General features: G+C 70.1%; 9 protein-coding genes. 2 read left to right on the top strand and 7 right to left on the bottom strand.

From position 1 onward, the window contains the following. Positions 1-34: 34 nt before the first annotated feature. The 5 genes from ACIQPR_RS02570 to ACIQPR_RS02590 form a co-directional block, all read right to left on the bottom strand. Positions 35-3379 (bottom strand): S8 family peptidase, encoded by a 3345-nt coding sequence (locus tag ACIQPR_RS02570; RefSeq protein WP_403642864.1) that lies wholly within the window; start codon positions 3377-3379, stop codon positions 35-37. A gap of 286 nt (positions 3380-3665) precedes the next feature. Beyond that, the gene (locus ACIQPR_RS02575) at positions 3666-4352 is read right to left on the bottom strand and encodes an ABC transporter ATP-binding protein (protein WP_403640768.1); all 687 of its coding nucleotides are present in this window, start codon (positions 4350-4352) and stop codon (positions 3666-3668) included. Positions 4353-4440: 88 nt separating this feature from the next. Continuing rightward, positions 4441-5925, bottom strand: coding sequence for an ABC transporter permease (locus ACIQPR_RS02580; protein WP_403640771.1), 1485 nt, complete (start codon positions 5923-5925; stop codon positions 4441-4443). Between the two features lie 262 nt (positions 5926-6187). After that, positions 6188-7438, bottom strand: coding sequence for an Ig-like domain-containing protein (locus tag ACIQPR_RS02585; RefSeq protein WP_403640774.1), 1251 nt, complete (start codon positions 7436-7438; stop codon positions 6188-6190). 231 nt (positions 7439-7669) lie between these two features. Then, positions 7670-8023 (bottom strand): hypothetical protein, encoded by a 354-nt coding sequence (locus ACIQPR_RS02590; RefSeq protein ID WP_403640777.1) that lies wholly within the window; start codon positions 8021-8023, stop codon positions 7670-7672. Positions 8024-8153: 130 nt separating this feature from the next. Here ACIQPR_RS02590 and ACIQPR_RS02595 point away from each other — a divergent pair, with 130 nt between their 5' ends. Then, complete coding sequence (locus ACIQPR_RS02595; protein ID WP_403642867.1) at positions 8154-8447, top strand: hypothetical protein; 294 nt, start codon at positions 8154-8156, stop codon at positions 8445-8447. Positions 8448-8488: 41 nt separating this feature from the next. After that, on the top strand, positions 8489-9295 hold the full coding sequence (locus ACIQPR_RS02600) for a hypothetical protein (protein WP_403640781.1): 807 nt from the start codon (positions 8489-8491) through the stop codon (positions 9293-9295). Between the two features lie 42 nt (positions 9296-9337). Here the strand turns inward: ACIQPR_RS02600 and hutH are convergent, their stop codons facing one another. Further along, on the bottom strand, positions 9338-10876 hold the full coding sequence (gene hutH, locus ACIQPR_RS02605; protein WP_403642869.1) for a histidine ammonia-lyase: 1539 nt from the start codon (positions 10874-10876) through the stop codon (positions 9338-9340). Between the two features lie 75 nt (positions 10877-10951). Beyond that, the gene (locus ACIQPR_RS02610) at positions 10952-12097 is read right to left on the bottom strand and encodes a diguanylate cyclase domain-containing protein (RefSeq protein ID WP_403640784.1); all 1146 of its coding nucleotides are present in this window, start codon (positions 12095-12097) and stop codon (positions 10952-10954) included. Positions 12098-12119 lie beyond the last annotated feature (22 nt).

Here is a 12119-nt window from a genome sequence, read left to right on the forward strand (position 1 = left end):
GGGCCGACCGCTTCGACCGGACCTGCTTCGGGGCCTACTTGGCGTAGTACGCGTTGTAGATCGAGATCGTCGACCTGTTGCCCTTCTTGTCGGCGATCTTCGCGTGGAAGGAGATGGCCTTGCCCTTGGCCGGGTTGGTGACGGTGATCCTGCCGTCGACCACGGTGAGCTTCTTCCAGGTCTGGCCGTAGTCGTACGACACCCACACGCCGAGGGACTTGAGGTTGCGGCCGGCCGCCGCGCCCTCGACGGTGACCGGGAAGGTCGTCTTCTTGCCCGCCGCGACGCGGTTGTCCGGGCCGGTGACCGCGTGGAAACGGGCGGTGGAGACCGGGAGTTGGGCGACGTTGGAGCCGTTCGGCTTCTTCGAGGAGAACGTCCAGCTCGCGTCGATCCGGGTGGAGGCGGCGGCGACCTTGACGCTGCGGATGACCGAAGTGGTCAGCTTGTAGGCGGCGTTGGCGGCCGGGACCGTGAACGGGGTGTCACCGAACAGCGGGTCCTTGTTGGAGCCGACCTTGGTGCCGTTGCGGTACAGGGTCGTGTTGACCGAGGTGAAGGTCGACGAGCCCGGGTTGCCCTGGGAGTCGGCGAACAGCGGCACCAGTGCGGAGATCTCGTTGCCGCTGCGGAACACGCCGAACCCGGCGGTGAGACGGGGTCCGAAGACCGCCGTGTTGAAGGTCCTGGAGTAGGTCCGGCCGGCCTTGAAGGTCTGGAGGCCGTTCAGCGAGTAGTAGGCCTCCTGGATCGGGAAGCCGTCCGCGTCGAACCCGCTGTCCTGTGCGAAGTCCAGCTCCCACTGGACGCGGTCGACGGTGGAGAGATGCAGGGTGCGGACGCCGGGCAGCGGCTGCGGGATGCTCGTGGCGGAGCCGCCGATGCCGTCGGGCAGGTAGCCGAAGGCGGTCACCTCGCCGCTCTTGCCGCGCGCCCCGGCGCCCATGTGGACCTTCACCGTGGCGAGTTCACTCGCCTTGTAGTGCCTGGTGTAGCCGGTGGCGAGCTGTTTGACCTTGGCCACGGTCGTGGTGTCGTACTGCTCGTCGCCGCCCTTGACGAAGTGGGCGTCCCACTGTTCGGACAGCGAGCCGTCGGTGATCTGCGGACCGAGGTGCGCGGTACGGAAGTTGTCGTAGGAGTCCAGGAGCCAGCCGAAGGAGGTGCCTCCGTCGGCGGTCTCGACCAGGTAGGCGGGGGACGCGAAGGTCGACTTGACGCCGGTGCCGGGCACGGTGATGTCGACCGGCTTCGTCGTGCGGGCGTCGACGGTCAGCGTGGTGTCCTTGCTGATGTCGAGCTTCGGCCGGGCGAGCCAGTCGGCGCCCTTGGCGGGGTCGCGCGGGTCCACGAAGATCCCGGCGTCGAGGACGTAACCGCCCTTGGGGACACGGACCTTGACGGTGCCGGAGGCGTCGTAGGGGCTGAAGAACGAGCCGTTGCCGAGGCCGGAGACGCCCGCCACCGAGGCGTCGTAGTAGGTGGCCGGGGTGCCGTCGCGGTTGACGAACTTCAGGGTCAGGTCGTACGACTGCACCTCGCGCACCACGGCCGCCGCGGTACGGACGCTCTGTCCGCCGCCGGTCGCCGTCACGTACGCGGAGTAGGCGCCGTCGAGGGTGCCGCCGAGCTTGGTGTTGACGGTGAGGCCGACCGAGGCGCTGCCGCCGGCCGGGACGGTGACCTTGGTGGCGCCCAGCTTGTAGAAGCCGGCGGGTGCGGTGCGGCCCTTGGGGTCGGTGGCGGCGACCTTCAGGTCGAGGGTGACGTCCTTGGTGCCGAGGTTGCGGTAGGTGAGCTGCTTGGTGACCGGGGTGTCGTCGGTGTGCGGCCACTGCTGGATGCCGAAGCTCTCCGACACCGGGTCGGCGATCACGGTCTGCTTGATGGCCCTGTCGACGGCGATCCGGCCCGAACCCTGCTGGAACGGCGTGTAGTCGCCGCCCTTGGCCGACCCGGTCAGCGCGCCCTTCAGCTCGGCGTAGCCCCAGGTGGGGTGCTCCTGCTTGAGGAGGGCGGCGGCGCCCGCGACATGCGGGGTGGCCATCGACGTACCCGAGATGGTCAGGTAGCCGGGCGGGTTCTCGCCGACTTCCTGGTCGATGAGGCTGCCCGGAGCGGCGGCGGCCGTGATGTCGACGCCGGGCGCGGTGACGTCCGGCTTGATGGCGCCGTCGCCCAGGCGTGGGCCGGTGGAGGAGAAGTCGGCGAGCTGGTCGTTGTGGTCGACCGCGCCGACCGTGATGGCCGCGTCCGCGCTGCCGGGCGAACCGATCGACTCCGGGCCCTCGTTGCCCGCCGCGATGGCGAACAGGATGCCCTTCTCGGCGGAGAGCTTGTTGACCTCCGCCTCCAACGGGTCGATGCCCGGGGTGTCCTGGCCGCCCAGGCTCAGGTTGACGATGTCGGCGCCCTGGTCGGCGGCCCACTCCATGCCGGCGAGGATGCCGGAGTCGTCGCCGGAGCCGCTGTCGTCGAGGACCTTGCCGCTGAGGATCTTCGCGTCGGGCGCGACGCCCTTGTACTTGCCGTGCGACTTGGCGCCGGTGCCCGCCGCGATGGAGGCGACGTGCGTGCCGTGCCCGACGCGGTCCTCGGTGTCGGGTGAGGTGGAGAAGTTCTTGGCCTCGACGACCTGCGTCTTCAGGTCCGGGTGGTCGGCGTCGACCCCGGTGTCGAGTACGGCGATCCTGACGCCCTTGCCGGTGTAGCCGGCGGCCCACGCCTTGGGGGCGCCGATCTGCGGCACCGATGTGTCGAGGCTGGCCCGGCGGACGCCGTCGAGCCAGACGTGCGCGATGCCGGAGGCCGCCGTGTCGCCGTCGGTGACCGCGTCCCACAGCTCGTGGGTGTCCTTCGGCGGGGTCTGGACGGCGTCGGCGTTCAGGGTCTTCAGGGACCGGCGCAGGGTGCCCGCGTCACGGACCTCGGCCTTGGTGGCGGTGGCGGCGCCCCGGTAGCCGACGATGACCTTCAGGCCGGCCTTCTGGGAGGCGCGCTCGGCGGACTTGCTCAGTTCGGTGATGTCGAAGAGCCGCTGGTCGAGCTTGCCGGTGGCGACCAGGCGGGCCGCGTCGGCGGGTATCACGAGGGTGTGCCCGGCGACCTTCCGCACCTGGACGGGTATGTGCTGGCGGCCCTTCGCCGGCTGGAGGCCCACGACCCGGCCCTTGGCGTCGACGGTGACGCGGTCGCCGGTGATCAGGGTGAGGTGGTGCTGGCCGGCCAGTCGGGACCGCGCGGCGCTGTCCGTGCGCTGCGCGGAGCCGGTCGTGCTCGACGCGCTCTGTCCGGGCTTCGCCGATGCCGGGCTGGTCAGGCCGGCGGCGAGGGCGACGGCGGCGGCCGTGGCCACACCGGCCGCGCACGCTCTCTTCACTTGTCTGCGCAAGACTCCCCCTGGAGCTCAGGTACCGGGCGGATTCCCCGTCCACCCGGCCGGGGGAGCATTCGCACACCTGCGCGTACACCCCCCGGAACACGCAGTATGCCGAGGGGTGATCAACCGCTCAAGAGGTGAAAGGAGGGTGAGAAAGCGCGGCCGGAGAATGTTACGAGCCCGCGCGGACTCCGTTACCCAGTCGCCGGGTGCAGCCCGCCGAAACTCCGCTAGGCAGCTCCCGCAGCCCCTCGAACTCCCTTGCACAGCACAGAAGTTGACTGCACTACTTGGACCCCGCGTTCTCCTTCACGGTGATCTTCCCCTTGCGGATGGTGGCGAGACGCGGCGCCTTCTTCGCGATGGCGGAGTCGTGGGTGACCATGATGAAGGTCAGCCCGTGCTCCTTCCACATGCGCTCCAGTACGTCCATGATCTCGTCGCGCATCGACTCGTCGAGGTTGCCGGTGGGCTCGTCGGCGAGCAGCACCTTGGGCTGCTTGACGAGCGCGCGGGCGATGGCGACGCGCTGCTGCTGCCCGCCGGACATCTCGCCGGGGAGGTGGCCGAGGCGCTCGCCGAGACCGACCGACACCAGGGCGTCGGCGGCCCGTTGGCGCCGTTCCTTCGCCTTCACACCGAGCGGTACGAGGGCGGTCTCGACGTTCTCCTGCGCGGTGAGGGTGGGGATCAGGTTGAAGGACTGGAAGACGAAGCCGATGTTCTCGCTGCGGACCTTGGTGAGCTTGGCCTCCGACAGCTTCGCCAGGTCGACGCCGTCCAGGACGATTTCACCCGCGCTGGGCCGGTCGAGGGCGCCGATCATCTGGAGCAGGGTGGACTTGCCGCCGCCGGTCGGCCCCTGGATGACCAGGCGGTCGCCGTCGCCGATGGTGAGGTCGATGCCGTCGAGGGCGTGGACGGTCTCCTTGCCCCGCGAGTAGAGCTTGGTGACGCCTCTGAGTTCGTACATCGTGCAACTCCTGGAGAAGTAAAGGGGGTTGGGGCCCGCCGGAGAGACGGGCCCCAAAGGGCCGGGCCTGACTGCCGTACCGGTGCCGCTACTCGACTCTGCGCAGGGCGTCGGCCGGGCGCAGCCGGGAGGCGCGCCAGCCGCCGAAGGCACCGGCGATCAGACCGCCGGCGACGGCCAGGCCGACCGCGAGCGCGATGGTGGTCGCGTTGACGGGCGCGGTGAGCGCGACGTCGAGCGTCTTGGCCGCGGCCTCCCGGCCGGGACCGCCGAAGCCGCCGCCTCCGCCGGGGCCGCCCGCGCGGGCGCCGCCGCCGGCCGAGTTGCCGAGGGAGGCCGACAGGGTGGGGCTGATCGCGGTCACGACGTACGCGCCCGCCAGGCCGAGCGCGATACCGAGGACACCGCCGACCAGGCCGTTGACGACGGCCTCGCCGACCACCTGCCGGGTCACCCGGCCGGACTTCCAGCCGAGCGCCTTCAGCGTGCCGAACTCCCGCACCCGGCGGGAGACCGCCGAGGAGGTGAGCAGACCGGCGACCAGGAACGCGGCCACGAGCACCGCGATCGACAGCCACTTGCCGACGCTGGTGGCGAGGGAGGAGGCCGTGGACAGCGAGCCGGAGACGGTGTCGGCGAGGTCGGCGGAGGTGGTGACCGTCGTACCCGAGACATTGCTCGTGATGGTCTTCTTGACCGCCGAGATCTGCTTGGAGTCGGTCGCCTTGACGTAGATCGTGGTGACCTTGTTCTTGTCACCGCTCAGGGTCTGCGCCTGCGTCAGCGGGATGTACAGGTTGGCCGCCGCGTCACCGCTGGTCGCGGTGGCGATCCCGATCACCTTGTACTTGACGCTCTTGATCGTGACGGTGGACCCGACCTTGAGCTTCTTCTCCTTGGCGTACGCCGAGTCGGCGACGACGACCTTGGCGTCGGTCTCCGCGGTGGTGAAGGTGCGGCCGCTGGTGATCTTCGAGGAGGTCAGCGGGCCGAGGGCCGGCTTGGTGACGTCCGTGCCGTAGACCGTGTACGCGTTGATGTTGAAGTTGGCGCCGCCGCCGGTGACTTCACCCTGCGGCTGGCCGTTGCCGCCGCCGTTGCCGCCGCGGTTCCCGCCCTCCGCGTTGCCGCTGCCACTGCCCTGGTTCTGCCGGAACTGGCCGCGGGTGAACTGTCCGTCGACCTTGACGACGTTGAGGCTCAGCCCGCCGACGGCGTCCGAGACGCCCTTCTGCCCGGCCACCTTGGTGACGGTGCTGGAGGCCAGCGTGGTGAAGCCCTGGACCATGACGCGGTCGCTGCTCTGCGTGGTGCTGTCGCCGTTGTTGTTGGCGTCGAACCGGAACCGCGGCTGCTGCGAGCCGCTCGCGGTGGGCGTGGCCGCCTTGGTCACGGTCATGTCCGTGCCGAGGCCGTACAGCGACTGGAGGACCTTGTCCTGAGCCTTCCCCATGCCGGAGGACACGGAGTTGACCACGATGACCAGCGCGATGCCCAGGGCGAGGCCGGAGGCGACGACGAGGGCCGCTTTTCTGCGGCGGCGCAACTCGCGCCTCAGGTAGGTGAAGAACATGGCCCGCAAGCTAGGTACAGCGCGTGATGATGCCATAAGGCCGACATAAGAGAACGATGAGAAGGCTGTCCGTGGGCAAGGAATCAACCGCTGGAGAGCTGTCAAAGCGCGTGCGGGAGGGCCTCGCCCGGCTCGCACCACACCGTCTTGCGGTCCGCGCCGTGCTCGACGGTCATTACCGCCGGCCAAACGCGAAGGCGGTCACCCCCAGCCACCGGCCAGGAGCAACCGCCTTCAAGCGAAGCGGAGTTGACGGGTCGGATCAGACCGCCGAACCCGCCTTCCACTGGGCCCAGTCCATGTTCCAGCCGTTGAGGCCGTTGTCCGGGGAGACCGTCTTGTCGCCGGTGTTGGAGACGACGACCACGTCACCGATGATCGAGTGGCTGTACATCCACGCGGCCGGGGTGTTCGGGTCGTCCGCGCCCTTCTTGTCCTGGAGGCCGACGCAGCCGTGGCTGGTGTTGGTGTTGCCGAACACCGACGCGGCGCCCCAGTAGTTGCCGTGGATGAACGTGCCGGACGTGGTCAGGCGCATCGCGTGCGGCACGTCCTTGATGTCGTACTCGCCCTTGCCGTCGTCGTCGGTGAAACCGACCGTCGCGCCGTTCATCCGGGTCTGCACGAACTTCTCCGAGATGACCATCTGGCCCTCGTACGTGGTGTGTTCGGGCGAACCGGCCGAGATCGGGATGGTCTTGACGACCTTGCCGTCCTGCTCGACCTTCATCTGCTTGGTCTTCGCGTCGACGTAGGAGACCTGGTTGCGGCCGATGTGGAAGGTGACCGTCTTCTGCTGCACGCCGTAGACCCCGGAGGCGCCCTCGACGCCGTCGAGCGCGAGCTTCAGCGTGACGGTGGAGTTCTCCTTCCAGTAGTCCTCGGGGCGGCAGTCCATGCGCTGGGTGTTGAACCAGTGGCAGACGACCTCCTGGCCGCTGCTGGAGGTGACGGTGACGCCCTTCTGGACGGCGGCCTTGTTGGTGATCGCCTTGTTGAAGTTGATCGAGACCGGCATGCCGACGCCGACCGTGGAGCCGTCCTCCGGGGTGAAGTTCCCTATGAAGCTGTTGGCCGGGGAGACCGTGGTGAAGGACGCGTTCTCGTGGGCGGCGAGGCCCGCGGAGTCCTTGGCGGTGGCGGCGACCTTGTAGGTCGTGGAGCGCTCCAGCTGGGCGCTGGGCTTCCAGCTGAGCTTGTCGGCGGAGATGGTGCCCGCGACGGCCGTACCGTCCGCGGTCGTCATCGTCACGGCCGTGAGCGTGCCCTTGCTGACGGTGACGGCGGCCGAGTTGTTGATGGAGGCGTTGTCCGAGCCGTCCGCCGGTGTGATCTTGATCTGGGCCGCGGACGACTTCTTCGCCGCCGCCTCGTCGGCCTTCGACTGCGAGCTCTGGCTCGCGTCCCCGCCGGACGACTTGTCGTCGCCGCCGGAACACGCCGTGAGCACGAGCACACCGCCGAGCAGTGCGGACGCGGCCATCAGGCCCTTGCGCCGCTTACTGTCCGTCATCACACGCTTCTCCATCGTTGCCGAATAACCGAAAACCCGAGCACCCCGTCGAACAGTTCTCACGCTGTTCTCAACAGCTCTTAAGAAACCAACGCTACGACTGGTGCGTCCCGTTCCGTTTCCCCGTCAGGTGTGGGGCACACCACGTCCGCCGTGGACGCCCGGAACCGTTGGGACGACGAAACCCCGGACAGCGGTTGCCGCCCGGGGTCACCTGGTCCCGCGCACGGCTCAGCCGACCACTGCCGTCCCGTCCGTTTCCTCGTCGCCGTCCACATCATCCTCGTCGAGGTCCCAATCCGGCGAATCCGGGTCGTAGTCGATCTCCTCACTGCTCCACGAGGCCTGGGCCAGGTCGACCCCCGGCATCTCGCCGACCAGGTCGAACGGGTCCACGAGATAGGCGAGGGCCTCGGCGGTGTCTTCCGTCACAGCGCTCTCGGCGTGCGCCCGTTCGTCACCGGGCAGCTCCGGATCGTCGGCGACCTTGGCCAGCGCGGCCCTGGTCACGGCGTCCTCGTTCTCGACTTCGAGGACGAGTTCGACACGAAGGCGTACAAAACGTGATGTCTCTGGGGTGCTCATGCCGGGAGCGTACGGCCCACAGCTCCCGCGACTTTCCCACGACCCGCAGAGTTCATTAGCATCGCTCCACACGGCCAATTCGCCAGCGCCACAAGGGGATCGATATTCCGTGTCAACCGCTCGCCGAACGATGCTGACCGCCACCGCCGCGGGCACCCTGCTGGGCGCCCTGTGGTTCGTCCCCTCCGCCAACGCGACGGTGACCGACCAGGTGAGAGTGGAGACTTCGGCGACGCCAACCTCCCAGGTCACCCAGCAGGCGAGAGTGACCTCGACGGCCGACAGCACCTCCGCGGACGGCACCCAGCTCGCCGACACCGGCAGCCCGGACACCACTCCGTACATCGTCGGCGGGACCCTTTTCCTCGGTCTCGGCGCCGGTTTCGTGGCGTATTCGGTGCGCCGGGAACGGCTCGGTTTTTAACTTACTTGACTCTTGCTTGACTCAAGCTTCATAGTCCGCTCATGAAGAGATCATCGGGCATACGGCTGTGCGTCACCGTCGCGGTGGGCGCACTGTCGCTGGCCCTCATCACCGGTTGTTCGGACAGCGGTTCGGACGACGTCAAGAGCAACACCGGGAACACCGCCGAGGGTTCCGGGAAGAACACCGCCAAGGCGCTCACCGCCGCGGAGTTGAAGAAGCTGGTCCTCGCCCAGGGCGATGTCGACGGCTACAAGATCGAGCCGGGCGAGACGATCCCCGGCGGCAAGAGCGGCATCAAGGCCGACGAGAACTGCGAGCCCCTCCTCTACGTCCTGAGCGGCCTCGCCCCGGCCGACGCCTCCGTGCAGACCAGCCGCATGGCCACCGCGGAGAAGAAGCCGTCGGCCGCCGCCTCCGCCGACCTGGAGGACCTGAGCGGCGACGACGTCGAGAAGGCCCTGACCGACTCCATGAGCGTCGACCTGACGATGGTCGGGCTCTCCTCGTACGACGGCGACGGCGCCGAGCAGGCCTTCAAGGCCGTGTCCGACGCGGTCACGGCCTGCGCCGGCGGCTTCACGGGGACGGCCGGGGGCGAGGAGCAGAAGGTCACCAAGATCAGCACCGAGAAGGGTTCGGGGGCCGGCGACGAGTCGGTGGCCTACGCGACGTACGGCGAGCCGGACGAGGCGGACGGCAAGGCCCCCGTCGCGCACGCCGAGGTCGTCCGCCACGGGAACGTCGTGGCGACGTACTACACGATGAACATCGGCGCGATGGTCGCCGACAAGAGCTACACGGTGCCGGCCGCGGTCGTCACCGCGCAGTCCGCCAAGCTCAAGTGACGTACGGGGCCCGGCCGTTGCCACGGCCGGGCCCCGACTGCCCTACAGCAGCGGCCCGGTGACCTTCTCCGCTGCCGTCACCACATGCCCCTCGCGCACGAACGCCTCCGCCGCCGCCAGGTCGGGAGACAGGAAGCGGTCCGGTCCCGGACCCTCCACCCCCGCCGCCCGTACGGCGTCGATGACCGCGCGGGACGCGGGCGCCGGGGCCAGGCCCTCGCGCAACTCCACGGCGCGGGTGGCCGCGTACAGCTCCACCGCGATGATCCGGGTGAGGTTGCCCACCGCGGTACGCAGCTTGCGCGCGGCCGACCAGCCCATGGAGACGTGGTCCTCCTGCATGGCGGAGGACGGGATCGAGTCGGCCGAGGACGGTACGGCCAGCCGCTTCATCTCGCTGACCAGCGCGGCCTGTGTGTACTGGGCGATCATCAGCCCGGAGTCGACACCGGCGTCGTCGGCGAGGAACGGCGGCAGCCCGTGCGAGCGGTTCTTGTCGAGCAGCCGGTCGGTACGGCGCTCGGCGATCGAGCCGAGGTCGGCGGCGGCGATGGCGAGGAAGTCGAGGACGTAGGCCACGGGCGCGCCATGGAAGTTGCCGTTGGACTCGACCCGGCCGTCGGGCAGCACGACGGGGTTGTCGACGGCGGACGCCAACTCCCGTTCCGCGACGAGGCGGGCGTGCGTGATGGTGTCCCGGCCGGCCCCGGCGACCTGCGGGGCGCAGCGCACGGAGTAGGCGTCCTGGACGCGGGGCGCGTCGTCCTGGTGGTGGCCGGTGAGTTCCGAACCGGCGAGCACGGCAAGCATGTTGGCGGCGCTGGCGGCCTGCCCGGGGTGCGGGCGGATGGCGTGCAGCTCGGGCGCGAGCACCTTGTCGGTGCCGAGCAGGGCCTCCAGGGAGAGGGCGGCCGTGACGTCGGCCGACTTGTAGAGCATGTCGAGGTCGGCGAGCGCCATGACCAGCATGCCGAGCATGCCGTCGGTGCCGTTGAGAAGGGCGAGACCCTCCTTCTCGCGCAGTTCGACCGGCGCGATGCCGGCCTCGGCGAGCAGCTCGCCGGCGGGCTTGACGACCCCGTCCGGGCCCTCCGCGTCGCCCTCGCCCATGAGCGTGAGCGCGCAGTGCGAGAGCGGGGCGAGGTCACCGGAGCAGCCGAGGGAGCCGTACTCGTGGACGACGGGCGTGATCCCCGCGTTGAGCACGTCGGCCATGGTCTGCGCGACCTCGGGCCGCACTCCGGTGTGGCCGGAGCAGACGGTCTTGAGCCGCAGGAACATCAGGGCCCGGACGACTTCCCGCTCCACCCGCGGGCCCATCCCGGCGGCGTGCGAGCGGACGATGTTGCGCTGCAACTGGGCGCGGAGCTCCGGGCTGATGTGCCGGGACGCCAGCGCCCCGAACCCGGTGCTCACGCCGTACACGGGCTCCGGCTTGGCCGCGAGCGCGTCGACGATCTCCCGCGCCGCGACGAGCGCCGCGACGGCCTCGCCCGAGAGCTCGATCCGGGCGCCCCCACGCGCCACGGCAAGGACGTCGGACGCGGTGACCCCGGACGTCCCCACCACCACAGTGTGCATATCCATATTCAGGAGCGTACGCATTGAATGCGGCAGTGTCACTACCGGGGTGCCGGTTGAACCCTTACAGGTAGGTCACGCCCGCCGCCCCCGGAACCGCCGCCGCTCCGCCGGAGTCTCGGGGGTCGGCGAGTCCGCGAGCCGCACCACCGGGTCGTCCGGGCCGTCCCGCCCGGCGACCACCGGGCGGTCCGCGCGCAGCGCCTTCGCACGGTACTGGGCCGCGTCCGCCAGCCGGAACAGCCGGCGCCCGGACCGCACCGCCCCGATCTGGTCCTCGGTCGAGGCGACCCCGCAGGCGACCCCCTCGCCGAGCTCCAACTCGGCGGCGCGGCGACACAGTTCGGTCGCCGCGTCGACCACCTCGTCGGCCGGCGGCCCGACCGCGAGCAGACAGAACTCGTCCCCGCCGAGCCGTGCGGCGAGCGCGCCCGGCAGCATGGCACCGCACAGCGACAGCACCGACCCGAAGCGCTCCAGGAGCCGGTCGCCCACCGCGTGCCCCCGGGTGTCGTTGACCCGCTTGAGCCCGTTGAGGTCGCACACGACCAGGCTGACCACGACCCCGTCCCGCCGGTGCCGCTCCACCGCCTCGTCGAGCCGTACGTCGACCGCGCGGCGGTTGGCCAGACCCGTGAGCGCGTCCGTGAACGCCAGCCGCCGCGCCTCCTCAAGGCGCTCGGTCTGCGCGAGCCCGGCCGCGACCACGGAGGCCAGCACGGTCGCGAAGTCCGCGTCGGCCCGGTCGAACACGGGCACCCCGACCGGCCGCGCCACGTACAACTCGCCCCAGGCCCGCCCGTGCAGCACGATCGGCGCGACCACACAGCAGCCGCGCCCACGACGCCGTAGCGCCGCCACCCGCTGATGGCAGTACCCGGGGCTGCCCGCGGCCGGGCCCTCGGCGGTCTCCACCCAGGCGTTGGGCTCGCCGCCCCCGGCCCACCGCTCGTGCAGGAACTCGGTGATCTCGGGGAACTGGTGCACCGGATACGTCTCGGCGTCCGGGAACTCCTCCTCGCCCCCGGCCCGCTCCCCCACATTGACCAGGACCCGCAGCCGCCCCAGATCCCGCTCCCACACCGACAGCGCGGCGAAACTCCCCGCCAGTGCCCGGCACGCCCCGGTCGCCGCCGCCCGCCAGGACTCGCGCGGGGTGTGCGCCGCCGCCATCCCCTGCGCCAGCTCCACCACGGCAGCCAGCCGCCTGTCCTCACCCATCACTCCAGGCTAGGGACGTTTG

Source organism: Streptomyces sp. NPDC091280, from assembly GCF_044768565.1.
Taxonomy (GTDB): domain Bacteria; phylum Actinomycetota; class Actinomycetes; order Streptomycetales; family Streptomycetaceae; genus Streptomyces.

Coding starts and splice junctions, on each gene's coding strand:
- ACIQPR_RS02575 (WP_403640768.1), bottom strand. CDS start 4,352: ATGTACGAACTCAGAGGCGTCACCAAGCTCTACTCGCGGGGCAAGGAG.
- ACIQPR_RS02600 (WP_403640781.1), top strand. CDS start 8,489: ATGAAGAGATCATCGGGCATACGGCTGTGCGTCACCGTCGCGGTGGGC.
- ACIQPR_RS02580 (WP_403640771.1), bottom strand. CDS start 5,925: ATGTTCTTCACCTACCTGAGGCGCGAGTTGCGCCGCCGCAGAAAAGCG.
- ACIQPR_RS02585 (WP_403640774.1), bottom strand. CDS start 7,438: ATGACGGACAGTAAGCGGCGCAAGGGCCTGATGGCCGCGTCCGCACTG.
- hutH (WP_403642869.1), bottom strand. CDS start 10,876: ATGCACACTGTGGTGGTGGGGACGTCCGGGGTCACCGCGTCCGACGTC.
- ACIQPR_RS02595 (WP_403642867.1), top strand. CDS start 8,154: ATGCTGACCGCCACCGCCGCGGGCACCCTGCTGGGCGCCCTGTGGTTC.
- ACIQPR_RS02610 (WP_403640784.1), bottom strand. CDS start 12,097: ATGGGTGAGGACAGGCGGCTGGCTGCCGTGGTGGAGCTGGCGCAGGGG.
- ACIQPR_RS02590 (WP_403640777.1), bottom strand. CDS start 8,023: ATGAGCACCCCAGAGACATCACGTTTTGTACGCCTTCGTGTCGAACTC.